This is a genomic window from Romboutsia sp. 1001285H_161024_C4, assembly GCF_015550185.1.
Taxonomy (GTDB): domain Bacteria; phylum Bacillota; class Clostridia; order Peptostreptococcales; family Peptostreptococcaceae; genus Romboutsia_C; species Romboutsia_C hominis.
In genome coordinates, this window is record NZ_JADNAJ010000008.1 from 66,297 (window position 1) to 91,854 (window position 25,558).

At 27.4% G+C, this 25,558-nt stretch carries 22 protein-coding genes and 1 rRNA gene; 18 read left to right on the plus strand and 5 right to left on the minus strand.

The window, feature by feature from the left end:
• Positions 1-25 precede the first annotated feature (25 nt).
• Both I1959_RS12495 and I1959_RS12500 read left to right on the plus strand, forming a co-directional pair.
• A complete protein-coding gene (locus tag I1959_RS12495) occupies positions 26-3,841 on the plus strand; it encodes a phosphoribosylformylglycinamidine synthase (protein ID WP_195238508.1) in 3,816 nt (1,271 codons plus the stop codon).
• A 373-nt stretch (positions 3,842-4,214) separates the two neighbouring features.
• On the plus strand, positions 4,215-5,585 hold the full coding sequence (locus I1959_RS12500) for an MATE family efflux transporter (RefSeq protein WP_195238509.1): 1,371 nt from the start codon (positions 4,215-4,217) through the stop codon (positions 5,583-5,585).
• A 103-nt stretch (positions 5,586-5,688) separates the two neighbouring features.
• Here the strand turns inward: I1959_RS12500 and I1959_RS12505 are convergent, their stop codons facing one another.
• Complete coding sequence (locus I1959_RS12505; protein ID WP_092922079.1) at positions 5,689-5,964, minus strand: hypothetical protein; 276 nt, start codon at positions 5,962-5,964, stop codon at positions 5,689-5,691.
• A gap of 279 nt (positions 5,965-6,243) precedes the next feature.
• On the opposite strand from I1959_RS12505, the gene I1959_RS12510 reads away from it, so the two are divergent.
• The 6 genes from I1959_RS12510 (at position 6,244) to I1959_RS12535 (ending at position 10,805) form a co-directional block, all read left to right on the plus strand.
• Complete coding sequence (locus tag I1959_RS12510; protein ID WP_240275503.1) at positions 6,244-8,034, plus strand: HD domain-containing phosphohydrolase; 1,791 nt, start codon at positions 6,244-6,246, stop codon at positions 8,032-8,034.
• Between the two features lie 72 nt (positions 8,035-8,106).
• A complete protein-coding gene (locus tag I1959_RS12515) occupies positions 8,107-8,370 on the plus strand; it encodes a hypothetical protein (RefSeq protein WP_092922082.1) in 264 nt (87 codons plus the stop codon).
• A 126-nt stretch (positions 8,371-8,496) separates the two neighbouring features.
• Positions 8,497-8,994, plus strand: coding sequence for a metallophosphoesterase family protein (locus tag I1959_RS12520; protein WP_166506073.1), 498 nt, complete (start codon positions 8,497-8,499; stop codon positions 8,992-8,994).
• A 36-nt stretch (positions 8,995-9,030) separates the two neighbouring features.
• The gene (locus I1959_RS12525; RefSeq protein ID WP_092922088.1) at positions 9,031-9,870 is read left to right on the plus strand and encodes a DUF5685 family protein; all 840 of its coding nucleotides are present in this window, start codon (positions 9,031-9,033) and stop codon (positions 9,868-9,870) included.
• Positions 9,860-10,303, plus strand: a complete 444-nt coding sequence (locus I1959_RS12530) for a tetratricopeptide repeat protein (RefSeq protein ID WP_166506072.1) — start codon at positions 9,860-9,862, stop codon at positions 10,301-10,303. Before I1959_RS12525 ends, I1959_RS12530 begins: the two co-directional genes overlap by 11 nt.
• A 10-nt stretch (positions 10,304-10,313) precedes the next feature.
• Positions 10,314-10,805 carry a hypothetical protein gene (locus tag I1959_RS12535; protein WP_166506071.1) on the plus strand — a complete coding sequence of 164 codons (492 nt, stop codon included), beginning with the start codon at positions 10,314-10,316 and terminating at the stop codon, positions 10,803-10,805.
• 112 nt (positions 10,806-10,917) lie between these two features.
• Here the strand turns inward: I1959_RS12535 and I1959_RS12540 are convergent, their stop codons facing one another.
• Both I1959_RS12540 and I1959_RS12545 read right to left on the minus strand, forming a co-directional pair.
• Positions 10,918-11,709, minus strand: a complete 792-nt coding sequence (locus tag I1959_RS12540) for a hypothetical protein (RefSeq protein ID WP_092922097.1) — start codon at positions 11,707-11,709, stop codon at positions 10,918-10,920.
• 103 nt (positions 11,710-11,812) lie between these two features.
• Positions 11,813-12,541 carry an HAD family hydrolase gene (locus I1959_RS12545; protein WP_092922100.1) on the minus strand — a complete coding sequence of 243 codons (729 nt, stop codon included), beginning with the start codon at positions 12,539-12,541 and terminating at the stop codon, positions 11,813-11,815.
• A 254-nt stretch (positions 12,542-12,795) separates the two neighbouring features.
• Here I1959_RS12545 and I1959_RS12550 point away from each other — a divergent pair, with 254 nt between their 5' ends.
• Entirely contained in the window at positions 12,796-13,878 is a 1,083-nt protein-coding gene (locus I1959_RS12550) for a hypothetical protein (RefSeq protein WP_166506070.1), read from the plus strand.
• A 141-nt stretch (positions 13,879-14,019) separates the two neighbouring features.
• On the opposite strand, the gene I1959_RS12555 is transcribed toward I1959_RS12550, so the two are convergent.
• Entirely contained in the window at positions 14,020-14,490 is a 471-nt protein-coding gene (locus tag I1959_RS12555; RefSeq protein ID WP_176579623.1) for a hypothetical protein, read from the minus strand.
• A gap of 194 nt (positions 14,491-14,684) precedes the next feature.
• Between I1959_RS12555 and I1959_RS12560 the strand changes: the two genes are divergently transcribed.
• The 8 genes from I1959_RS12560 to I1959_RS12595 all read left to right on the plus strand — a co-directional run bounded on the left by I1959_RS12560 (position 14,685) and on the right by I1959_RS12595 (position 24,076).
• Positions 14,685-15,065, plus strand: a complete 381-nt coding sequence (locus tag I1959_RS12560; RefSeq protein ID WP_207733588.1) for an ArsR/SmtB family transcription factor — start codon at positions 14,685-14,687, stop codon at positions 15,063-15,065.
• A 12-nt stretch (positions 15,066-15,077) separates the two neighbouring features.
• The gene (locus tag I1959_RS12565; protein ID WP_195238510.1) at positions 15,078-17,447 is read left to right on the plus strand and encodes a heavy metal translocating P-type ATPase; all 2,370 of its coding nucleotides are present in this window, start codon (positions 15,078-15,080) and stop codon (positions 17,445-17,447) included.
• Positions 17,448-17,676: 229 nt separating this feature from the next.
• Positions 17,677-18,861, plus strand: coding sequence for a hypothetical protein (locus I1959_RS12570; protein ID WP_166506069.1), 1,185 nt, complete (start codon positions 17,677-17,679; stop codon positions 18,859-18,861).
• A 180-nt stretch (positions 18,862-19,041) separates the two neighbouring features.
• Positions 19,042-20,070, plus strand: a complete 1,029-nt coding sequence (locus I1959_RS12575) for a hypothetical protein (protein WP_166506068.1) — start codon at positions 19,042-19,044, stop codon at positions 20,068-20,070.
• A 23-nt stretch (positions 20,071-20,093) separates the two neighbouring features.
• Positions 20,094-20,981: an ABC transporter ATP-binding protein gene (locus I1959_RS12580; RefSeq protein ID WP_092922114.1), complete on the plus strand. Its 888-nt coding sequence runs from the start codon at positions 20,094-20,096 to the stop codon at positions 20,979-20,981.
• A gap of 2 nt (positions 20,982-20,983) precedes the next feature.
• Entirely contained in the window at positions 20,984-21,739 is a 756-nt protein-coding gene (locus tag I1959_RS12585; protein WP_166506067.1) for a hypothetical protein, read from the plus strand.
• A gap of 178 nt (positions 21,740-21,917) precedes the next feature.
• The gene (locus I1959_RS12590; protein WP_166506066.1) at positions 21,918-22,637 is read left to right on the plus strand and encodes a response regulator transcription factor; all 720 of its coding nucleotides are present in this window, start codon (positions 21,918-21,920) and stop codon (positions 22,635-22,637) included.
• A 20-nt stretch (positions 22,638-22,657) separates the two neighbouring features.
• The gene (locus I1959_RS12595; protein ID WP_166506065.1) at positions 22,658-24,076 is read left to right on the plus strand and encodes a HAMP domain-containing sensor histidine kinase; all 1,419 of its coding nucleotides are present in this window, start codon (positions 22,658-22,660) and stop codon (positions 24,074-24,076) included.
• 47 nt (positions 24,077-24,123) lie between these two features.
• Here I1959_RS12595 and trhA read toward each other — a convergent pair whose 3' ends face one another.
• Positions 24,124-24,771: a PAQR family membrane homeostasis protein TrhA gene (gene trhA, locus I1959_RS12600; protein WP_092922126.1), complete on the minus strand. Its 648-nt coding sequence runs from the start codon at positions 24,769-24,771 to the stop codon at positions 24,124-24,126.
• Positions 24,772-25,230: 459 nt separating this feature from the next.
• Between trhA and I1959_RS12605 the strand changes: the two genes are divergently transcribed.
• Positions 25,231-25,558, plus strand: a 16S ribosomal RNA gene (locus I1959_RS12605); the annotation flags it as partial.

Here is a 25,558-nt window from a genome sequence, read left to right on the forward strand (position 1 = left end):
TAATTTTATAAAAGGGAGATAAGATATGTTAGATACTATAAGTTTAGAGTCAAGTGTTAGAAGAATATTTGTAGAAAAAAGACCAGGATTCGATCTTGAAGCTAAAGCCTTAAAAAAGGATTTAATAGAAAGCTTACATATAGAGGGAATAGAAAATATAAGAATTTTAAATAGATACGATATAGAAGGAATAGACTATGAAGTATATAAAAAAGCAGCTCAAACAGTATTCTCAGAGCCAAACTTAGATATTGTTTATCATGAAACATTAGATGTTACAAATGGTTATGAAACAAAGGAAAGAATATTTGCTATAGAATATTTGCCAGGGCAGTATGATCAAAGAGGGGATTGGGCAAGTCAATGTATTCAAATTGTTAATCAAGGAATAAGGCCAACTATAAATACAGCTAAAGTATATATATTTAGTGGAAATATAAGTGATGAAAACTTTAATAGAATAAAAGAATATTGTATAAATCCTGTAGATAGTAGAGAGGCATCATTAGAAAAGCCAGAGTCATTAAAAATAGAAAGTGAAATACCAACAGAAGTAGAAGTGCTAAATGGATTTATAGAATTAACAATAGATGGATTAAAAGAGTTTTTAAATAGTAATGGATTAGCAATGACATTAGCTGATTTAGAATATATACAAAATTATTTTAGAGATACAGAAAAAAGAAATCCAACCATAACAGAAATAAAAGTATTAGATACATATTGGTCAGATCATTGTAGACATACTACTTTTATGACAGAAATAGAAGATGTAAAAATAGAAGATGGTAAATATACAGATATAGTAAAAGAAGCTTATGATATGTATCTTAATTCTAGAAATAAGGTTTATGTAGATAGACAAAAAGATGTATGTCTAATGGATATAGCGACAATAGCTATGAAAGAATTAAGAAAAGATGGTAAGTTAGAAGATTTAGATGTAAGTGAAGAAATAAATGCTTGTAGCATAAACGTAGATGTTGAGATAGATGGTAAAGTCGAACCATACTTAGTAATGTTTAAAAATGAAACACACAATCATCCAACAGAGATAGAGCCTTTTGGTGGAGCAGCTACATGCTTAGGTGGAGCAATAAGAGACCCATTATCAGGAAGAAGTTATGTATATCAAGCAATGCGTGTTACAGGAAGTGCAGACCCTAGAACTACTTTAGAAAATACACTACCTGGTAAACTTATGCAAAGAAAAATAACTCGTGATGCAGCTCATGGATATAGTTCTTATGGTAATCAAATAGGATTAACAACAGGTCAAGTTGCAGAAGTTTATGATGAGGACTTTGTTGCTAAAAGAATGGAAATAGGTGCAGTTATAGCAGCAGTACCTAAGGAAAATGTAATTAGAGAAATTCCTAAAAGTGGAGATAGAGTAATACTTCTTGGAGGAAAGACAGGAAGAGATGGATGTGGAGGAGCAACTGGCTCATCTAAAGAGCATAGTGAAAAATCTCTAACTACTTGTAGTGCTGAAGTTCAAAAAGGAGATGCTCCAAATGAAAGAAAAATACAAAGATTCTTCAGAAACAAAGAAGTAGCTCAAATGATAAAAAGATGTAACGATTTTGGAGCTGGCGGAGTTTGTGTTGCCATAGGAGAAGTTGCAGATAGCATAGATATTAATTTAAATTTAGTTCCTAAAAAATATGATGGACTTGATGGCACTGAAATAGCTATATCAGAGTCTCAAGAGCGTATGGCGGTAGTAGTAGAGGCTAAAAACAAAGAGAAATTTATAGAATTAGCAAGAAAAGAAAATTTAGAGGCTACTCATGTAGCTACAGTTACAGACAGTGGATATATGAGAATGTTTTGGAATGACAAAGCTATAGTAAACATAAGTAGAAACTTCTTAGAAACTAATGGAGTTAAGCAAAGTACAAAAGTTCATGTAGATAAGGTAGATGAAGAAAAGCCATACTTTAGAAGTATAAAAAATGAAGAAATTTGTGAGTTAGCAACAGGTGAAGATATAAGTATAAAAGAAAAATTTATAAATCTATTATCTGACTTAAATGTATGTTCACAAAAAGGATTAGTCGAAAGATTTGATAACACAATAGGTTCAAATACAGTATTAATGCCATTTGGAGGAAAGTATCAAGCAACTCCATCTCAAGGTATGGTAGCTAAAATACCTGTACTTTGTGGAGAAACTAATACATCGACTATAATGACTTATGGATATAATCCAAAGATAGGAAAATGGAGTCCATTCCATGGTGCATTATATGCAGTGGTGGAGTCTGTGTGTAAAGTTGTGGCTATTGGGGGTAACTATAGTTCAATTAGGCTTACTTTACAAGAATATTTCGAAAAGCTTGGGGATAACCCAACTAAATGGGGTAAACCATTTGCAGCACTTTTAGGTGCATATTATGCTCAAAATAGACTAGAAATACCTGCAATAGGCGGAAAGGACAGTATGTCTGGAACGTTTAAAGATATAAATGTTCCACCAACATTAGTATCATTTGCTGTTGATACTGTGGATGCAGAAAAGGTAGTATCTTCAGAGTTTAAGAAAAGTAATTCACAAGTTGTTATGTTATACACAGACAAACTAGAAAATGGTGTGATTAACTTTGATTTATTAAAGAAAAACTTAAATAAAGTAACAGAACTTATACACAATAAGCAGGTTTTATCAACATATGCACTAGGATATGGTGGAATAAGTGAAGCTATAAGCAAGATGACATTTGGTAATAAGGTAGGATTTAAGTTTGAACAAGGAGTTACGAACCTATTTGAAACAGGGTATGGAAATATAGTTATTGAATTATCTAAAAATGATTTAAGCATATTAGATGGATATGACTATATAGTCCTAGGTACTACGATAGAAGAAGAAAAAATATTTATTGAAAATGAAGAAATATGCTTAGATGAATTATATAAAGCTCATTGTGACACCCTAGAGCCTATATTTCCAACCAAGTCATTAAACATAAAAGAAAAAGCAGAAACTATAAACTTTATATCTCAAGGTGAAGGTAAAAAATCTTCTATAACAGTTGCTAGACCAAGAGTATTTATACCTACATTCCCAGGAACAAACTGTGAATATGACTCAGCCAGAGCATTTGAAAAAGCTGGAGCGAAGGCAAATATAGAAGTATTTAGGAACTTAACATATAAAGACATAGAAGAATCTATAGATACTATAGTAAAAGAAATACGAAAGTCTCAGATAATAATGTTACCTGGAGGATTTAGTGCAGGTGATGAACCAGACGGTTCTGGCAAATTTATAGCTACAGTATTTAGAAATGAGAGAGTAAAAGAAGCTGTAAATGAATTTTTAACTAAACAAGATGGATTAATGCTAGGAATATGTAATGGATTCCAAGCTCTTATAAAACTTGGATTAGTGCCATATGGTGAAATAAGGGATACATCAGTAGATGCACCAACACTTACTTACAATGATATAGGAAGGCATCAAGCTAAAGTGGTAAGAACAAGAATAGCATCAAACAAATCGCCTTGGTTATCAGGTACAGAGGTAGGAGATACTCATAGTATAGCAATATCTCATGGAGAAGGTAAATTTGTAGCTAGTGAAGAAGTTATGAAAGAGTTAATAGCTAATGGACAAATAGCTACTCAATATGTAGATTTTGACAACAATCCTACTTATGATATAGAGTTTAATCCAAATGGTTCATTCTATGCAGTAGAAGGAATAACTAGTGTTGATGGAAGAATACTTGGTAAGATGGGTCACTCTGAAAGAGTTGGTAACCATGTAATGAAAAATATATTAGGAGAAAAAGAACAAAGAATATTTGAAAGTGGAGTAAATTACTTTAAATAAAATATAGAAAATAGACTATCTAAGCTTTTAAATAGTCTATTTTTATTTGAATTAAAATGGTTGAATTATACAAAGTAAATATACATAGTATAATGAATTGCTGAATTAGTTTAAATGTGATCAGATATAGAAATTAAAATAAATTAATAAAAAATTTATTTTAAATTTGTAAAACCATATATAAACACCATGTTAATATTATTTAAAAATAAAATTATTACAGTTTGAAAATATTCTATAAATCTATATAACAAGGTGCTATAATTATGCAAAGGAAATTGAAAATTAAAAAATGTTAAAGCTATAGAAATAGGTTCTAAATAGCCTTATCTGTAGCTATTTATAGTGAAATTAAAGGGGGAAAAATAAGGAGATGAAAATAGAACAAGTTCTAAATGTGCCAATACATAAAGTATGGGCAAAATTTGTAATTGCATCAGTTATTGGTGTTGTACTAAATACTATTTATACTATGGTAGATGGTATATTTGTAGGTCAGGGAGTGGGAGAGGTAGGTCTTGCAAGCGTTAATATAGTTTGGCCAGCCGTAACTGTTATAGTTGGAACAGGTCTTATGATAGGGATTGGGTCAAGTAGCATAATTGCTATACATATTGGAAAACAAGATAAAGAAAGTGCTCAAAAGTGTTTAGGAACATCTGTAACATCTATAGTACTAATAGGCGCTATAATTATGATTTTAGGGTTTATGTTTAGAGAACCGATACTTAAGATGCTAGGTGCAGAAAAAGATACTATAGAAAATGCAAGAGAATATTATAGTGTAATTTACTTAATAACCATACCATATTTGTTTTCAACAGCACTAAATCCAATAGTAAGAGCAGATGGTAGACCGCAGCTATCAATGATGATGATAGGAATAGGTGCTATTTGTAATATCATATTAGACTGGGTATTTGTTATGAAACTTGGATATGGGGTTAAGGGTGCCGCTATGGCAACTAGTGCCAGTATATTTATATCAACTGTTGTATCATTATACTACTTTGTAAAAGGGAACGCTAATATAAAGATTAAGAAAGAGTATCTAAAAATAGATGTAAGTATATTAAAAGAAATACTTAAAATAGGATTTGTAAGTTTTGCAATACAGTTATCATATGGAATAATATTATTTGTTCAAAATAAAACAATGTACTTATATGGAAATACAGTAGATGTTGCTATATATACAGTTGCAACTTATATTAATTGCTTCTTAGTTAATACTTGCATGGGTATATCACAAGGTCTACAACCTCTTATAGGGTATCATTATGGAGCGAACAAAATAAAAAGAATGAGACAATTACTATATATAACTATTGGGGTATGTGCAATAGGTGGAACATTAGTATATATAGGCATTAACTCATTTGGAAGAGAACTTATACAAATATTTGGAATAAGTAGTGAAAATATAGAATTTGCATATAGCGAAATATTAATATATTGTTTAGGAAGCCCTGTTATAGGTATCATATTTGCGATGAGTGGATATTATCAAGCAATAGGAAAAAATATATATGCTAACATATTGTCAATAGGAAGGGGATTTTTGTTTCAGTTTATATTAACAATGATTTTACCTCCAATAATAGGTGTTAGAGGAGTTTTCTTATCATTACCTTTAGCTGAACTAATTACGTTAACTATACTAGGTATGATTTTAACAATTGAGAAATATAAAAATCACAAGTCATTTAAGTATAAAAATTCAAATTTAGAGCAAATAATGTAGTCATAGTAAATATGATTGAACATTTAAATTTAAAAGAATAATGGTTAACAGACACGAATGTTAAAATATAAAAAAGGAGAGTTTTACTCTCCTTTTTTATATTTTATTTCATCTCTTTAAAGTCTATATGTAAGAACAAATCTTTTACACTATCTACTTGAACATCTGTAATAATGCAATTGTATACTTTGTTATTTAGATTTAGTTGAATATAACCATCATGATTCTTAGAATCTATTAATCTAGTGAAATCTGTTTTATATACTGAAATAGGTATGCTTTTATCTAATTTGTTTCCATATATAACACCTGGAATATAGCCTTTACTTCTTATAGATTTAGTTTTTTCATTTAAATCCCTAACAAATACATTTAACATAGTATCCCCCTTATATTGATAATAATCTTAGGCTTGTTTACCTTTAATTAATACTATTAAGGATATAATATTTTTATTCATAAAATTTAGTATAAAAACAATTAAGAATACCCATTTTTAAATAAGCAATAAGTGATAACATGTTTGGTATAAATGGAGTAAGGAAATATATATAATATAAAATATTTTTATGATCTAATATATTTAATATATGTAGAAATATAAAAATCATTATTTTATAATATTATTTAGGTAGTAATAAGCAGGGGGAGAGGGGTAATGTTATTAAAAACCGAGAAAGAAGATACACAAACTAGTAATAATATAATAATGGATAATATACCATTTCCAATATGGATAAAAAATTTAGATGGAAAATTAATTGCCACGAACAAGGCATTTAAACATATATACAACTTTAGAAATAATGAAGATATAAGTGTAATAAATAACAAATGTTTAGAGTGTAGCAACAATGATATATGTAATGAAGATTTTAAGTCTGTAATTATGACTAAAGAGCCTAAGAATTTTGAAGTGTGCATAAATGGTAAATTTAGTCAGTGTTATGTTACGCCTTATATAAATGAATACGAAGAAATAATAGGTGTAATGGGTATGTTAATAGATATAACACCTTTAAAGGAAGAACAAAGTAAATTAGAAGAGAGAGAAAATATATTAAGAACAATAATAGATACATTGCCGCAATACATTTTCTATAAAGATAGAGACAGTAAATATATAGGGTATAATAAAAAATGGAAAGAACATTATGATGCACTAGGAATAGGAAGTATGATAGGAAAGAATGATATTGAAACACAAACTGTATCTGAAGAAGTAGCTAGGGGATTTATGGAAGAAGATAAAGCAATAATAGAAAGTAAAAAGATGAAAGTGGTCGAGCGAAGAATCAACGGTCAAGATGGTAGAGAAATAATAGAAGAAACTATAAAAGTACCTGTGATAGATGAACAAGGTCAAGTATGGGGAATAGTAGGTATATCTAGTGATGTTACTGAAAAAACAGAACTAAAAGAAAAATTAATGAAACTTAGCTTTACAGATAGTTTAACAGGGGTATACAATAGAGCTTGTTTTGAGGAGAAAAAAGAAGAATTAAATAATATCGAACATCTTCCTATAGGAGTTATAATGGGAGATGTTAATGGTTTAAAAGTTATAAATGATACATTTGGTCATCTTGAAGGAGATAGATTATTAAAGGAAATGGCTAAGATATTAAAAAGTGTAACTAGAGAGGAAGACTTCATATTTAGGTGGGGTGGCGATGAATTTGTTATACTTATACCAAATTGTGATGAACAAAAATGTGAAGAAGCGATATCTAAAATAATTGATGAATGTGAAAAAGGTGACTTTAATCTTATTGACATGAGTATTTCTTTAGGATCATCTATAAAAAATTGTTTAGGTGAAGATATTTATACAAATCTCCAAGAAGCAGAAGAAAAGTTATATAGACAAAAGCTTTTAAATTCTAAAAGTGTAAGAAATTCCATAATATTTTCATTAAATAAATCTCTTCAAGAAAAAAATTTAGAAACTGAACAACATACTCAAAGACTAACAAATTATGCAATCAAAATAGGAAAAAGGTTAGGATTTACAACTGCTCAATTAGATGAACTAGAATTAGTAACAAAGTTACATGATATAGGAAAAATAGGTATCAGTGAAGAGATACTCTTAAAAAAAGGAAAATTAACTGAAGATGAATTTAATATAATAAAATCTCATACAGAAAAAGGGTACAGAATACTTCAAACATCAAGTGAACTATCACATGTTGCTATAGGTATTCTCGCACATCATGAAAGATATGATGGTAAAGGGTATCCACTGGGCCTTAGAGGAGAAGAAATTCCTATTATGGCTAGAATAGTAAATATAGTAGATTCTTATGATGCTATGACTAATGATAGAGGATATAATATAGTAAAAAATAAAGAAGATGCTATAAAAGAAATGATGTATTGTAGAGGTACCCAATTTGATCCTAAGATTACAGATATATTTATAGATATAATAAGCAAAGAAAAATAAAAGTATAGTAATACATAAAGTCAAAGATATATATACTTTAACTAAGATTAATATATCTTGGAGGAGTATAAAATGAGAATGTATACAAGAAAAAAAGGCCACAAAAAAGGTTCAGAAAGTAGTGTACCAAATGTACTCGCATTTACAGTAATAAGGAACTTTTTAACAGATAATAGTTATAAGGATATGAGAAAAGAGTATTTTATAAATAACTTAAGCAGCAATCAAGTAAATCAAGCTATGAAGGACATAAAGTGGTTATTTAAGGAATATAAAGGGCTAGATGTAGTTACAATTGAAGATACTTTTGGTGATACAAATAAATTTATATTATGAGTATTTAGATACAAATATTATCAAATAATAATCTAGAGTAAGCTAGTAGATAATTTCTGCTAGCTTATTTTAAAATATACAAAAAAGGTTTATTATATAAGATATAAATACATAGGAGATAATATAATGATTGTTGGAGTTATATCAGATACACATGGACTTTTGAGAAAAGAAGTGTTAGCTAACTTAAAAAATTGTAATCTTATAATTCATGCAGGTGATATAGGAAATATAAAATTACTCAGAGATTTAGAAAATATAGCTAAAGTAAAGGCAGTAAGAGGTAATTGCGATAAAGATATAGAAAGTTTAGATATCAAGGAAAAAGAAATATTAAATGTATTAGGTAAAAAAATATATTTAATACATAATATAAAAGATAAAGATATAGACTTAAAGAATCAGGATTTTGATATCGTTATATATGGTCATTCCCATAAATTATCTATAACTAAAGAAAGAAATACAATATATATAAATCCGGGATCAGTAGGGCCAAAAAGGTTTAAGCTACCTACTACTATGGTAAAATTATATATAGATTCTAACGAGGAAGTTTTAAATATAATAGATAATGAATTAATAAAATTTGAAGATATATATGTAGAAATTATAAATATCTAAAAGTAAATTAAATAAACTATTAGAGAGGATAAAAATATGTTTGGTTATGTAAAAGTTAATAAAATGGACCTAACATTTAGAGAATATGAGCATTATAGAGGATATTACTGTGGGTTATGCAAATATCTAAAAGATAATCATGGAGAGATATCAAGACTATCTCTAAATTATGATATAACATTTTTAATATTGGTTTTAACTTCAGTATATAGACCTAAGTCTTTGGTTATAGAAGAAGGATGTATAGTAAATCCATTCAAAAAGAAAAAGAAAATAACAAATGAAATTACAGAGTATGCAGCAAGTATGAATGTGCTTCTGACATATTATAAATTAGAAGATAATTTAAGAGATGATAATGGTATAAAAGATAAATTAGCATATAGTATATATAAGAAAAAGCTTAAATTAGCTTATGAAAAATATCCCAAGAAAGCTGATATAATAAAATCTCAGCTAGATCATTTATATAAATTAGAAAAAGAAAATAATACTAATATAGATATGGTATCGAATACTTTTGGAAATCTTATGGCAGAGATTTTTGCGTATAAAGAAGATGAGTTCGAGGATGATTTAAGAAGAATTGGATTTAATGTAGGTAAGTATATATATATACTTGATGCTTATGAAGATTTAGAAAAAGACTACAAAAAAGGTAGGTACAATCCATTTATAGAATATATAAATAAAAAAGATGAACTAAAAACAAGAGTAGATAAACTTATAAGCATGTCTTTAGGAATGTTGTCTAATAGTATAGATAATTTGGATATAAAGATAAATAGAGGAATAATAGAAAATATAGTGTATTCAGGAGTATATCTTAGATACCAAAATATATTAGAAAAAGGGTGTGAAGTAAATGTACAGTAATACTTATAATAATGAAATGTTTAGCCCCATAATTAAGTTAATGAATAACAAAGATTTTGAAAAGGCACATGAGCTATTAAATAAAATGAAAGATAGATGTGCAAATTGGTATTACCTAAATGGAGTATCTGCTATGAATATAGGATACTATGAAGAAGGTGAAGAATGTATAAAAAAAGCTAATGCCATAGAACCTGGTAATCCTGAATATGAAAAAGCTTTAAAACAATACAACTTCTACAGAGATGATTATAGAGATAGATCATATAGATACAATAGAAGAAGACGTTCAGACCTAGACGGTTGCTGTTGTTGTTGCTGTGATGATTGTTGTTGCTGTTGTGGAGATGATTGTTGTGAAGATTGTATGAAGCTATGGTGTTTAGATTCTTGTTGTGAGTGCTGTGGTGGTGACTTGGTAGATTGCTTCTAAGGGTATTAATATGAGTAAAAAAATAGCTTTAGGAGGAGTTTTATTAGCAATAAACATAATTTTATTAATGCTTATAAATATAATACCTATAAATACATTATTTTTAATGGGAATTGCCTCACTAGTAATTTCTATAATTATAATGGAGTTTGGTCCTAAAAGGGGAGTTGTATTTTATTTAGGAGTGTTTACACTAAGCTTTTTTGTTATGGCTAATAAGTTTCAATGGATTTTATATATATTTACTTTTGGATTGTATGGACTATTCAAATATATAATAGAACAAGATAGATCAATATACATTGAATATATATTAAAATTAGTATTTGCCAATATTTCAATAGGCATTGTGTTTTTTATAATAAAAGAATTTGTATATATACCTATAAATATTTTTACAATAGTGTTTTTTGAAGTCACATTTTTAGTATATGACCATATTTATAGTTTGTTTATAGAGTATTACAATAATAAGCTTAAAAAAATATTAAAAAATATATAAATTTATAAAAAGGAGCATCTTAGAATGATTATATCAATCTAAAGATGCTCCTTATTTTATAAATTTTATTATATAAATTTAGCGAGAATACTTCATAGAATACAATTAGTTTCTATCTAACTATATTAAAAAATTCTCTTTGCTTTTCACTAATTTTTGAGTCACACTTAGAACAGTGATAAGACTTAGATATATTAGAAAATTTACCTAGATTATTATCAAATGACATTTTAGACTTATCTGTGATTCCAACTACAGTTAAATTTGAACCACAATTCGTACAATTTTGTATAGAACATAATTCATTTAAGCTCTCAATAGATATATCCTTAAGATCTTTATTACAATTGCAGCACACTACTAAGTTAGATAGTTTTCTAGAAACTTCTATGGGTTTATCATTTTCTAATGAATATTTATACTCTATAGACTCAGAAACTCTATACCCAGATTCAAAAATATTGTGATTACAATGATCACAAAGATATCTAGGAAAATATTTATTTCCTTTATTGGCATTTGAATTAGATGTAGAATCGTCTATTTTTTTCACTATTGTATCTTTATCAATATTATTACAAGATGAAGAAGCTTCAAGATAGTTAAGTATATCTAAAGACTTATTTTGTTTTGCTATGAAAATAAGATGTTCTTTTATATTAGGATAATCATTATTTCTAGAAGGTGCATTTAGGTCTATAAGGTTATTGCTTATAGCATGTTCTACTATTGATTTATAATTATATTTAATAGCAAAGAACAGCACCATTTCATCGAAAATATTATCATTTACTTTTCCTGAAAACTCAATCCACAAGTCAGGTGATTCAAGATATAAGTTTTTACTAAGCTTTTCTATAGAATCTTCTAAGTTTTTACTTGAATTATTTTCTTTAGAATTCATATTAACCTCCTTTAATAAGTTAAAAAGTCCAAGAATTATTATATCAAGGACTTTTCAAATATTTATTATTGAAAATTATCTAAATTCGATAATTAAATTTATGTTATATACTAAGGATATCTACATTCGGAGAAAGTGAATATATTATATCTTTTCTTTCGACTACTATTTTAGCAGCATTAGATATAACAGGATCTTTTGCTATATGATTTAGAAGTTCTTTAGTTGGATTTATAGCTATAGGGTTGCCAACTCTTCTTAACATATTAATATCACCATTTGTATCTCCGTAAGCATAAGAAATAGATAAGTCTATATTATATTTTTTTACGAAGTCATCAATAGCAGTGTTCTTACTTTTAGAGTCCCACATAGGAATTACTGTGCCATTGAACGTTCCATTTTCAAAAACATAATTACTTCCTATAAAATCAGTAACATTATATTTTTCAGCCATTTTTCCAACTAAGAAATCAGGACTACCAGATATAAATATTACTATGTGATTATTTTCTAAGTGCCATTTTATTCTTGAACGAGTGTATTTATACACTCTATCTGATTTAAGCTTTATAACTTGGTCACTAGTAAAATCAATATAATTTTTATCAAGTCCAATTAGAGATTCTACATATAAATTACAAACATCATCTAGATAATCATCATAATTACCTTGTCTTTTATCCCAATTCATAAAAGCATCTCTTGCATTATCGTACCATGCTTTTTGATCTATTATGTCATACTTAATGAGCTTTTTAAAATGTTCAACCATAAGAGAGTCTCTATATAGAGTACCATCTATATCAAAAAAAGCTGCTATATTTCTCATTAATATCACCTCTATTAAACATTTATTTTATTATATTACAAAATTTATTTAAGTTGTGAACTTATACAAAATAAATTTAAATTTTTTTTGGTAGATTTTATTATTTTATATTATAATTTATAGTTAATAGTTAAAATCTAATTGTAAAATATCTTATGAGATTATATGTTATTTATAACATATGTATTAATAAGAAATTATATTGATATTAAAAAAATTTATTAAATAAATATCTCCAATAAGGAAGTGATTTTGTGAAATTCAAATATGCAAAGGTAACCAATTCTAGATTAATGGGAAGTATGGGACTTTTAATAATATGGCAAGAAAAAAATGATAAGATATATCAATACTTTTTGTTAGATTCAGAAGGACTTGGGTTAGCAGACTATGTAAGCTTAAAAAATCCTACTATAGAAGAATCTCATAGAGAAGAAGAAAGGTTAATGGGTGGATTGGGAGCTGATAGAATAGATATATCAGAAGAAGAAGCTTTATTTCTAGTTAATTACTATGGAAATAAAAATTCTTACTATGAAAAACCATTACCAGGAGAGGTAAAAGAGTATATAGATATTATAGAAAATTATGAACCAAAATTAAAACTTGAAGACATATATCCTAAAATTTGCAAGAAAATTACTGATGAAGTAGAATTTATAAATTATATGACTATGAGATTTATAGCATGGGATAGAGAAAGCTTAAGATATTTCTCAGGAAGTGAAGAGATAAGTAATATGCATATTACAAATATAAATGGAACACTTCTAAAAAATAAAGTAATACCAAAAGGTAATGAAAGGTATATAAGCGAAGCACTTTACGAAGATAGTGATGGATATTATATATGTAGAATAGCTTTTAGTATATCAAAAGAAGAAAATGGATTTAAGATAAACTCTATTTTAGTAGGAGATAAAGAAGGAATTTTTGACTTTGAAGTTTTTGATGAAATATCAAAAGAAGAGTTTGTAAGCATTTATAGCTTGAAAAATAAGGAAGAGTTTATAGAAAAGTTTTATATAGATAATCCATTTTTATTAAGAAGTGATATGGAAGAGGGGACATTCTTCACTAGATTTAATTTTGATAACCATCATGTAGCAAAAGAAGTGTACCTTATAAGTAATGACATAAAAGCTATTTATTATCAAATAGGTAATGAGTTTTTTGTAGGAACTTACAATAATAGAGATAAAAAATATATAAACAAATTACTTCAATGTAATTATTCTGACTATATAGAGATTAAAGAAGAAATGTATTTTGAGGAAAATGTACTTTATGATTTCGTAGAATCTGGTGCAGATGACTTTGATTATTTCTTAGAATAGTAAATTATTGATAAAAAATAAAGCCACGACTTAACTGTCAGTGGCTTTATTCTGTATTTATAATATTGGGGGAATATTATGAGGAATACATTATTATTTTGGACAAGTTTTAAAATTTTATAACAATTAAATTAAAAAAATTTACATTTCTTCCTCATCAAATTCTTCCATGTTTATTTGAGGCATCATACCCATCATCATATAAGGATTATACATCATGCCTGGTATCATAGGCATCATCATATTAGGCATCATAGGCATACAACCCATCATCTGGGGCATCATAGGCATACTACCCATCATATTAGGCATCATAGGCATGTTACCCGGCATCTGAGGCATCATATTCATATCTTGATCCATATACATAGTTTCCATATCCATATCATCAAAATAGAAATCATTATCTAACATTGCATATTGATTATCCATCACAGGATAATTGATATAAGGATTCATATAAGTCATATAGTACCCAGAATTACCGTAGTCCATTGGGCGTTGATTATAATAAGGATTAACATACATCATAGGATCTATATAAGGTGTAGGGTATATATAATTAGGATCCATATCGCCATTTTGTTTGTGTGAGAAATTATCAAAACTCATAGTAAATCATCCCTCCTAAAGTATTACTTACTAAATAACAATTCACTTTAATAATATATATATTACTAAAAATGCTATTATGTGCATTTTATAAAAAAATAGTTAATATTAGTTGCAAAAATTTGGACATGGGCATATAATTATATATATGAACAATTATTCATATATTGTTATTAATTTGGAGGAATTAAGATATGAGTAAAAATATAAATGAAAAATTAAACTCGTGCAATTGCGAGGAGGTTCATGAAGATATAGTAAAAAGAGCTCAGACATCAATGCCAGAAGAAGAGATGCTTTATGACTTAGCAGAGTTATTTAAGGTATTTGGAGATACAACAAGAGTAAAAATTTTATATGCATTATTTTCAAATGAAATGTGTGTATGTGATATTGCAAGTTTATTAGGAATGACTCATTCTGCAATATCTCATCAGCTAAGGGTACTAAAGCAAGCTAGGCTAGTTAAATTTAGAAAAGAAGGAAAAGTAGTTTATTATTCTTTAGATGATTGTCACATAAGTAAGATATTTGATTGTGGTTTATGTCATATACAAGAAACATATAAACGATAGGAGGATTGGGTTATGGATGCTAGTAGCATAATTAGAAAAGAGCTGATTCTAGGTGGATTAAACTGCGCTCATTGTGCAGAAGTAATAAATGAAAAAGTATCTAAACTAGAGGGTGTAGAATCATCAAATCTAAACTTTATAAATAAAAAGCTTGTATTAAACATACAAGAAGGTGTAAATGAGGAAGAAATTATAGAAAAGGCTATAAAGATAATAAATGACACAGAACCAGGATTAGATATAGAAATAGTTTCAAATTCTAAAGTCATTAAAAGGGAATTAATATTAGGTGGATTAAATTGTGCTCATTGTGCAGAAGTAATAAATGAAAAAGTATCTAAGTTAGAAGAAATAGATTCTTCAAATTTAAATTTTATAAACAAAAAACTTACAGTAAATATAAGAAAATCTTTTGATGAAAAAGAGACTATAAATAAAATAGTAGGAATAGTAAATGCAACAGAACCAGGTTTAGACATACAAATAAAAAATGAAAATGGTAATGTTAAAAAATCAGAAGTTAAAGAAGAAAAGAATGATATAAATAAAAAAGATATAATAAAGTTAGTAATAGGGTCATTAGTATATATATTTGGAATATATCAAATTGCAACTGGATTTGAAAGTAAACTTGCAGATGCGATGTTTATAATAGCATATGTAATAGTAGGTGGAGAAGTTTTATTAAAAGCACTAAAAAATGCTATAAGAGGTCAAGTGTTTGATGAAAACTTCTTAATGTCTATTGCAACAATTGGAGCATTAGCAATTGGTGAATTACCAGAAGCAGTAGGAGTTATGCTTTTCTATCAATTAGGAGAATTCTTACAAGGTATAGCAGTAGGAAAATCAAGAAGATCTATAACATCACTTATGAAGATAAGACCAGATTATGCAAACTTAAAAGAAGGATCAGAACTTAAAGTAGTTTCTCCTGAAGAAGTTAAAATAGGCGATGTAATAGTTGTAAAACCAGGAGAAAAAGTTCCACTAGATGGTGTAGTTATAGATGGATACTCAATGGTAGATACATCTGCACTTACAGGAGAATCTGTATTAAGAGAAGTATCAAAAGGAGAATCTGTATTATCAGGATTTATAAATAAAAATGCCTTATTAACTATAGAAGTTACAAAAGGATTTGAAGAATCAACAGTTTCTAAAATATTAGATTTAGTTGAAAATGCAAGTAGCAAAAAATCTAAAACTGAAAACTTTATAACTAAGTTCTCAAAATATTATACACCAGCAGTAGTTATAGGAGCTGTTTTAGTAGCAGTTGTACCTCCAATTATAATACCAGGAGCTACATTTAGTGAGTGGCTATATAGAGGTTTAGTATTTTTAGTAGTATCTTGTCCATGTGCATTAGTTTTATCTATACCACTTAGTTTCTTTAGTGGAATAGGATTTGCATCTAAAAATGGTATATTAATAAAAGGAAGTAACTATTTAGAAGCACTTAGAAATGTTGACACAGTTGTGTTTGATAAGACAGGAACACTTACAAAAGGTGTATTTAATGTAACTAAGGTTAATGCAGTTGGAATATCTGAAGAAAAATTATTAGAGTACGCTGCTTTTGCAGAGGCAAACTCTAATCATCCAATAGCAAAATCAATATTAAGTTACTATGATAAAAAAGTAGATTTAGACAAAATAACTAGTTATGAAGAAATAGCAGCTTATGGAATAAAAATAAATTACAATAATGAACTTATTTTAGCAGGTAACGAAAAATTAATGAAAAAAGAGAATATATTCTATTCTAAAGCTAAAGAAGTTGGAACAGTAGTTTATATAGCTGTCAATCAAATATATAGAGGATATATAGTAATATCAGATGAAGTAAAAGAAGATAGTAAAAAAGCTATAAAAAATCTAAAATCATTAGGAATAAAAGATGTTGTAATGTTAACTGGTGATAATGAAAAAGTAGCTACAGCTATAGCAAAAGAGCTTGGAGTAGATAAAGTATACTCAAATCTACTTCCTAATGAAAAAGTAGATAAGCTAGAAAAAATATATGAAGGAAAATCAGAAAAAGAAAAAGTTATATTTGTTGGAGATGGAATAAACGACGCTCCAGTTTTAGCTAGAGCTGATATAGGTATAGCTATGGGAGGATTAGGTTCAGATGCTGCTATAGAAGCTGCCGATGTAGTTTTAATGACAGATGAACCAAGCAAAATTTCTAAAGCAATAGAAATAGCAAACAAAACTAATAAGATAGTATGGCAAAATATAATATTTGCATTAGCTGTAAAAGCTATAGTTTTAATATTAGGAGCAGGTGGAGTTGCTACTATGTGGGAAGCTATATTTGCAGATGTTGGTGTTGCATTAATAGCAGTATTAAATGCAATGAGAGCTATGAGATAGAAGTAAAAAACGAACTCAATTGAGTTCGTTTTTTTTATTTAAAGTATATTTTATATATTAATTAAGAAAAATAAGAATTGTAAGGTTTATTTAAGATTAATTTTACAGAAATTTAAATTTATTTATATATAATGAATAAACATATGTGAAAAATAAAGTATACATATTAAAAATTTATTATGAAAAAATGATTTTTAGAAGAAATTACAAAAGGAGAAATAAACCATTAATGAAGAAAAAACCTAGTAAAGCACTTATAATAATCTCAACTATTATAGTTTTGTTAGTATTAACTATATTAAGTAACATTGTATTAAATAAAGTATATAAGACTAAATATGAAGAATTTGATTCTGTAGATAAAGAAATGTTTGTACAGTTATCAAGTATATATAAACAATTTAATGAAAATGGTGAAAAATTATGGAACAATAAATATAAATTAAATAAGGAGCCTATAATTCTAATAAGAACTAATAAAGATAAAGGGATTATAAGAAAGTATGCCTATGCGGTTAACGTAAAAGGAATTGAAAAAAGCTTTCTTGCAAGGAAAATTAATATGCCTAAATCTTTAAATCTACCAGAAGTTTATAGAATAAGTAAGTTTGATATAAGTCTGATTTCAACCTGGGCGCCTTCAAATTTTGGTACTGTAGATATTAATGGTAAAAGTATTTTTTATTTTAAATATCACCCTAAAATGATAGAAAATCCAGAATTATATTTTGATTTTACTTCATTTTTATTACATGAATCATTCCATACATATAAGCAAAAAGATTGGACATATGATAAAGGTGATGGAGAGTATATAGAAAATTATCCAGTAAATAAAGAAAACTATGCTTTAATGGGATTAGAATTTAAGCTTTTAGATAAATGCATGGAAACTAATAACAAAGAAGAAGTTAAGAAGTACCTAAAACAATGGACAACTGTACGTGCTTATAGATATAAAAAATGGCCACAGTTAGTAGTAGAAACAAACACAGAAGCAATAGAAGGAACTGCAAGATACATTGAATATAAATATAGTGATTTAACAGGAGGAAAGTTAACTGTACTTGCAAAAAAAGAAAGTCCATACTATGTTACATTTATGCAGGCATATGATTATATTGCAAATGGTCAAGCAGAATCGCCATCTTATTTAGAAAGATCAATGAAGTATGAAACGGGATCTGCTTTAGGGTTGGTAATGGATAAAATAGATATAAATTGGAAAAAAGGCATAGAAGATCGTAAAGATAAAAATGGAGAAACTCAATATAAAATACTAAAGAAATACTTTAACATCTCAGATAAAGATATTACAGAAGATAAAATAAATCAGATAAAAGAAGAAAATGATTATAATGAATTACTAAAACAAGGACAAAAAATAGTTGATTTAGTAAATAACAATAATTAAAAAAATATATAAATAAGAGCAAAGTTATGCAAAAAATAGCTTTGCTCTTATTTATTTTGCCAGATAATTTATATTAAATAAGAAAAATTTGAATTGTAAGGTTTATTTAAGATTAAGTTTATGATGGTGTAAATCTAGATATATATAATAAATTTGTAATCACAAGAGAGGAGAACAAACATGTTAAGATGGGAATTAAAAAAAATAGTTAAAAATAAAACCTCAATAATAGCACTTATACTTATGGGACTTTTATTTATACAAATTGGATTTGTAAAGCCTATGTTAGAAACTGAAAATGAATATTTCGATGAAAGTAAAAATGAATATATAGTAGACAAAAGGCCAGGAGATGTAATAGCACAGGAAAAATTGGACAATAAAGTAAATGAGATAAAATCGATTGCTAATAAAAATACTCATGGTTTAAAAGATGAAAATGAAAAGCAAATTAGCAAAATGTCAAAAGAAAAGCTAAGTAAAGATAATGGTGAAAAATATAAAGATGTAACATTCTATCAAGTATTTGAAAATAGAGCAACTTTTCCTTTAGCTACACTACTTATCGTAGCTATAATAGTTACACTTTCTTCAAATTTATATACAGATGAAAGATTATCAAATGTAGATACTATAATCTTATCATCTAAAAACAAATATAAAGCTTTAAATTCAAAGCTTTTAATATCAATAATTTTACCAATTATTGTTTATGCAATTTATTTAATTGCAACTTTTATAGCAACATATATTCAATATGGGGCTCCTGTAAATGGAGGCTTACAAGCATATAGGATATCTAATATAGCAAGTTTAGTTAGAGAAATGAGTATTGTTCAATATATAGCCTCTGAAATAGGGGTAATATCTTTAGTATTTATAGCTATATCAATATTCTCAGCTTTATTTTCATTTATAACGAAAAACTCGATACAATCTATATCTTGTTCGATTTTATTTATAGCTATGGGAAAAATACTGGTATTTTTTAAATTTTTACCTTATGAATTAATGCTGATAATACACCAATGTAGTTTTATAGATATACTTTCAAAAAATAGTTTTATACCTACTGCATATATGGGTCAAATTAAATTATTTTCAATGAATTTTGACTTAGTTATAACTTGTTTAAGTACATTAGGATTAATAATTGTATCTGGGATACTACTAAATGTTTACGTATTTAAGAAAGTACTAAATAGATAAATAAAAATATGGAGGAAGTAAAAATGAATAAATTAGAAATTGTAAATTTAACTAAAACATATAAACATAAAAATGCAAATGAAAATATAAGTTTAACTTTAAATAGTGGAGTATATGGTTTATTAGGTCCTAATGGAGCTGGTAAATCAACTTTAATGAAACAATTAGCAACTATAACAACACCAAGTAGCGGGAAAATATTATATAACGAAAAAGATATAGTATCTTTAGATGATGAATATAGAGCTTTAGTTGGATATTTACCACAAGATTTTGATGCATATAAAAACTTTAAAGCGAGAGAGTTTTTAATGTACATGGCGGCGCTTAAAGGAATGAATAATAGTGAAGCTAAGAAAAAAGTAGATGAGTTATTAAAATTAGTAGGTCTTTATGAAGTAAGAAATAAGAATGTGTCTAAGTTTTCTGGAGGAATGAAAAGAAGAGTTGGTATAGCACAGGCATTACTGAATAACCCTAAGATATTAATATTAGATGAACCAACAGCAGGTCTTGACCCTCAGGAGAGAACTAGATTTAGAAATTTATTATCAAATATAGGAACGGAAACAATAGTAATACTTTCAACTCATATAATTTCTGATATAGAGTCAGTAGCTAAAGAAACTATTATGATAAAAGATGGTAAATTACTTCTAAAAGGAACTCATAGAGAAATTTTAGAAGACATGAAAGGTAAAGTATATACAATAACTACAAAAAATGAAAGTGAAGTAAATGAGATTCAAAGAAACTACAAAGTAGTAAGTATAAATCGTGGTGTTGAAGATACTCAACTAAGAATAATAAGTGATAAAGCGCCATCATATGAAAATACAAAACTAACAGAACCAAGATTTGAAGATGTTTACATGTTCTATTTTGAGTTAGAAGATGCAAGGGAGGTATAATCATGTTCTCAGTTGTCAAGGCAGAGATAAAAAAGAATTTTAAGCTTGGAGTAATTATTGTTTGGATGTTAACAATGTTTTTAGCATATAGCTCTACTTATAATTTTGATATTAATGAGACATATGCAAATTTATTTTCTAAATGGTTTGGCCTTGCTCCATTTATGGGATTAACTATGTTTATGATGTTTTCAGGAAGTTTTATTATAGAGTATAATTCAAACATGGATGGATTGATAAAAGCTACAAAAAATGGTAAGAAACAGTTAGTTATAAGTAAATTTATAGCAGCTGGAGTAAGTGCTAGCATAGTAAATCTTTCAATATTATATACAATGGTATTAAGAGCATTAGTATCCTTAAACTTTAAAGGATTAGATACTCCATTAAAGAATTTATGGTACTTTGGAAATAGCGGATCTAATATAACAGTAATTCAAATGATATTAATGATGACTATCAACATAATAATAGGATCATTCTTACTAGCAGCTTTAGGATTATTTTTATCATCTATAAGTAAAAATGCAATAGTACCATTTTTAATAGGTGGAGCATGTATGGCAATACCTTACTTTATGGAGGCTAGAGGTATGGTTAGTAATGTTTTAGAATGGCCTATATTAGGAATGTATGCAACTCCAATTATAAGATATAAACTACCATTAAGTATATGGGCTGTATTTATAGGGACAAGTGTAGTGGGAGTAGTATTATTTTACAATTTAGCTAAGAGAAGTTTTTTAAGTGAAAGATAATATATAAATATAAATAATTTAGAAATAATAAAAAGAAAAGCAAAACATTAGTTATGCTTTTCTTTTTTCATTAGAAATAAAAGTTATAAAATATGGTATAAATTAAATATAAAAAAACGTAAAATTAAAAAATAATATGTAGTAAGAAAAATTATATGAAGTGATAGGAGGGTTTTAAGTGGAGTCTTTAATAAGAAAAAGTAAGATATTAGTAGTAGATGACGAAGTAGAGATATTAAAGCTAATAAAAAAGGCACTTAAAAAAGAAGGATTTGAAAATATTTATATAGCTGATAATGGAACTAATGGATTAGAAATATTCAAAAATGAAAATCCAGATTTAGCCATACTAGATATTATGCTTCCGGATATCGAAGGATATGATGTATGTAAAAAAATAAGACAAACATCAGACATACCAGTATTATTTTTATCAGCGAAAGGAGAAGAATTAGATAAATTAGTAGGATTATCTATAGGTGCTGATGATTATATAACAAAGCCATTTAGCATAAAAGAACTAGCACTTAGGGTAAAAATTCAACTTAGAAGAAGTAAGAAGCAATTTAATATAGAAGAAAAAATAAATAATAATATTATAAAAGTAGGGCCATTTGAAGTGAATGAGCAGACTTTAGAGGTAAAGAAAAATGGAGAATTATTAGAATTAAAGCCTAAAGAATTAAAGATGTTTATGTATATGGTAAAACATAAAAATCAGATAATAAGTAAAGAAAAGTTTTGTGATGAAGTATGGGGAGATGATTTTATAGGATATGATAATACCATAATGGTTCATATAAGAAGACTGAGAGAAAAGATTGAAGATAATCCTTCAAAGCCAGAATATATAATAAATGTAAAAGGGCTTGGATATAAGTTTTTAGTAAAAGAATAGATAGCTAAGGATGATTTAGTATGAAATGGAAATTGACTTTAAAGTACCTTTTATCAACTGTAATAGTAGCTATGATAGTTGTTCAATTAAATATAGCTATAGCTATTTTTATATCTGTTATGATAAATGCGGATTCTTCACAAAATGGACATGGAATATTTAATAATGTAGAGGCATTTGTAAGAGATTTTAATAAAAATATTTTTAATGATACAGATGATATAAATAACGTTTATGTGAATGATAAAGGTAAAGAAATATTAAAAAAAGATAAAATGTGGATACAAATATTAGACAGTGATGGAAGTGTAATTTACAAGTATAATGCACCTAATAATATCCGAAATAAATACACACCTGTTCAGTTAATAAATACATATAAATATGCTGGAGTAGAAGATAATAAATCTACAGTTTTAGTTGCTGAAAAAAATATAAATAATTACTCATATACATACCTAATTGGATTTCCAATGAACAAGGTGAGTAGAACTAGTATAGTTACTGAATCTGAGTCATTAAGAAATATAATATCAAAAGTTATATTGGCGATTATAATAGTAGACTGTATAGTAGCTACAGTGATAGGGTATATATTTAGTAAATCTTTAACTAAACCTGTAAAAAGTATAATTGGTGGAGTTGAAGATCTAGCTGGTGGAAACTATGAATCATATTATAAAGAAAAAGGAATATACAAGCCAGTATTTAATAAATTGAATAATTTAGCAGACACATTAAAATCAAATGAAAGAGAAAGAAAAAAAATCGAATCCATGAGAAATGAGTGGATAGCAAATATCTCTCATGATATAAAAACACCTTTAGCATCTATAAAAGGATATGCAGAATTAATGTCTAGCGGATATGATATAGAAGTAGATGAAGTATCTCAATATGCAGAGATTATAGATAGTAAGGCAAACTATATAAAAGAATTAGTTGATGATTTAAATTTAACTATGAAGCTAAAAGATGGATATTCAAATATATCCAGGGAAGAAAAGAATATAGTATCACTGGTTAGAGGATGTATTATAGATATACTTAACAACCCTAAATATAATAATGTATATATAGATTTTAATTCGAAAGAAGATAATATAGTATTGAAAATAGATGAATTACTAATGAAGAGAGCAATAAATAACCTCTTATACAACTCTATTATTCACAATAATGAAGATGTAAGTATAAAAGTAAATATAATTTTGGATGAAAAGACACATATAATTATTGAAGATAATGGAAGGGGAATATCTGAAGAAGATCTTAAGTATATATTTGAGAGATATTATAGAGGAACTAATACAGGTTATGCTCATAAAGGATCAGGCTTAGGTATGGCCATAAGTAGAGATATTGTAAAGGCTCATAATGGAGATATAAAAGTAGAAAGCAATATAGGTAGTGGTACAAAAATAGAAATAATACTTTAGATAAATAAAAAAGGAGACTAATCAAAACTGATAGTTCTCCTTTTTTATTATATGACAAAATTAAATACACAGAAAAAATGAGTTAAACTTCCAAGCATTATAAATATGTGGAAGATTTCGTGAAAACCTAAGTATTTAAATTCTAAAAATTTTGGTTTAGTTGCATATATTAAAGCTCCTATAGTATAAAAAACTCCACCTAATACAAGTAAAGAAAGTCCATGGAATGATAAAGCTTTATATAATGGACTAATAAGAAATATAGAAATCCATCCCATAGCAACATATATAGCTGTTGAAATCCATCTAGGGCAGTTAAACCAAATTAATTTAAAAGATATGCCAGCAATAGCAGTAGCCATTATAACTCCAAATAAAATCCATCCAGTAGGACCATCTAAAGCTATCAAGCAAAATGGTGTATATGAACCTGCTATTAAAACAAATATCATAGCGTGGTCTAATCTTCTTAAAAATCCTATTACCTTATCACTAGAAATAACTAAATGATAAGTTGCAGAAGCTGCATATAGAAGAATCATACTTAATCCAAATATTATTACAGCTGTTAGCTCTAAAGTAGATGGGGTATTTAATGTTGTTTTTATTACCAATGCTAGTAGACCAATAAAGGATAAGATTGCACCAGCAAGGTGTGTGAAACCATTAATTGGCTCTCTAAGATAATTATTCATAATTTACCTCCATAAATTAAAGTTGAATATATAATTCATTTTAAACGTTTTTACATAAATAAGTAAATAAACCAACAAATTATAACAAAATTAGTATCTGGTTTTAATACTATATTACTATTATACTCTAATTTGTAAATGTATATATACTTTAAAAAAATTTTTCAATAAAAAATAAAACCAAATTAACTGGAAATTCTCTTAAATACAAGAGTTTTGGATATATTAATTTATGTTTAAAATATAAATAATAATAATTTTTTTAAAAAAGTTTTAAAAAAGTGTTGACGATATAAATGTAAGGTGATATAGTATTACTTGTCCTTAAGAAAAGGGCAAAAACGAAAATGAACTTTGAAAATTAAACAGTAGGTTAATTTATATAACTGATTCTTAAAAGAATCGAAAACAAACCAAGCCAGATATTCAGATAATGATAGTCTGAGCAGGTAACAACTTTTATTTGAGAGTTTGATCCTGGCTCAGGATGAACGCTGGCGGCGTGCCTAACACATGCAAGTCGAGCGATTTACTTCGGTAAAGAGCGGCGGACGGGTGAGTAACGCGTGGGTAACCTGCCCTGTACACACGGATAACATACCGAAAGGTATGCTAATACGAGATAACATGTTTTTATCGCATGGTAAAAATATCAAAGCTTTTGCGGTACAGGATGGACCCGCGTCTGATTAGCTAGTTGGTAAGGTAATGGCTTACCAAGGCGACGATCAGTAGCCGACCTGAGAGGGTGATCGGCCACATTGGAACTGAGACACGGTCCAAACTC

What these genes read in the sequence shown, in the direction of transcription:
- I1959_RS12515 (WP_092922082.1), top strand. Translation starts at nt 8,107, where the DNA reads ATGAGAATGTATACAAGAAAAAAAGGCCACAAAAAAGGTTCAGAAAGT.
- I1959_RS12540 (WP_092922097.1), bottom strand. Translation starts at nt 11,709, where the DNA reads ATGAATTCTAAAGAAAATAATTCAAGTAAAAACTTAGAAGATTCTATA.
- I1959_RS12555 (WP_176579623.1), bottom strand. Translation starts at nt 14,490, where the DNA reads ATGAGTTTTGATAATTTCTCACACAAACAAAATGGCGATATGGATCCT.
- I1959_RS12520 (WP_166506073.1), top strand. Translation starts at nt 8,497, where the DNA reads ATGATTGTTGGAGTTATATCAGATACACATGGACTTTTGAGAAAAGAA.
- I1959_RS12530 (WP_166506072.1), top strand. Translation starts at nt 9,860, where the DNA reads ATGTACAGTAATACTTATAATAATGAAATGTTTAGCCCCATAATTAAG.
- I1959_RS12565 (WP_195238510.1), top strand. Translation starts at nt 15,078, where the DNA reads ATGGATGCTAGTAGCATAATTAGAAAAGAGCTGATTCTAGGTGGATTA.
- I1959_RS12575 (WP_166506068.1), top strand. Translation starts at nt 19,042, where the DNA reads ATGTTAAGATGGGAATTAAAAAAAATAGTTAAAAATAAAACCTCAATA.
- I1959_RS12495 (WP_195238508.1), top strand. Translation starts at nt 26, where the DNA reads ATGTTAGATACTATAAGTTTAGAGTCAAGTGTTAGAAGAATATTTGTA.
- I1959_RS12510 (WP_240275503.1), top strand. Translation starts at nt 6,244, where the DNA reads ATGTTATTAAAAACCGAGAAAGAAGATACACAAACTAGTAATAATATA.
- I1959_RS12545 (WP_092922100.1), bottom strand. Translation starts at nt 12,541, where the DNA reads ATGAGAAATATAGCAGCTTTTTTTGATATAGATGGTACTCTATATAGA.
- I1959_RS12535 (WP_166506071.1), top strand. Translation starts at nt 10,314, where the DNA reads ATGAGTAAAAAAATAGCTTTAGGAGGAGTTTTATTAGCAATAAACATA.
- trhA (WP_092922126.1), bottom strand. Translation starts at nt 24,771, where the DNA reads ATGAATAATTATCTTAGAGAGCCAATTAATGGTTTCACACACCTTGCT.
- I1959_RS12595 (WP_166506065.1), top strand. Translation starts at nt 22,658, where the DNA reads ATGAAATGGAAATTGACTTTAAAGTACCTTTTATCAACTGTAATAGTA.
- I1959_RS12505 (WP_092922079.1), bottom strand. Translation starts at nt 5,964, where the DNA reads ATGTTAAATGTATTTGTTAGGGATTTAAATGAAAAAACTAAATCTATA.
- I1959_RS12570 (WP_166506069.1), top strand. Translation starts at nt 17,677, where the DNA reads ATGAAGAAAAAACCTAGTAAAGCACTTATAATAATCTCAACTATTATA.
- I1959_RS12560 (WP_207733588.1), top strand. Translation starts at nt 14,685, where the DNA reads ATGAGTAAAAATATAAATGAAAAATTAAACTCGTGCAATTGCGAGGAG.
- I1959_RS12525 (WP_092922088.1), top strand. Translation starts at nt 9,031, where the DNA reads ATGTTTGGTTATGTAAAAGTTAATAAAATGGACCTAACATTTAGAGAA.
- I1959_RS12585 (WP_166506067.1), top strand. Translation starts at nt 20,984, where the DNA reads ATGTTCTCAGTTGTCAAGGCAGAGATAAAAAAGAATTTTAAGCTTGGA.
- I1959_RS12580 (WP_092922114.1), top strand. Translation starts at nt 20,094, where the DNA reads ATGAATAAATTAGAAATTGTAAATTTAACTAAAACATATAAACATAAA.
- I1959_RS12500 (WP_195238509.1), top strand. Translation starts at nt 4,215, where the DNA reads ATGAAAATAGAACAAGTTCTAAATGTGCCAATACATAAAGTATGGGCA.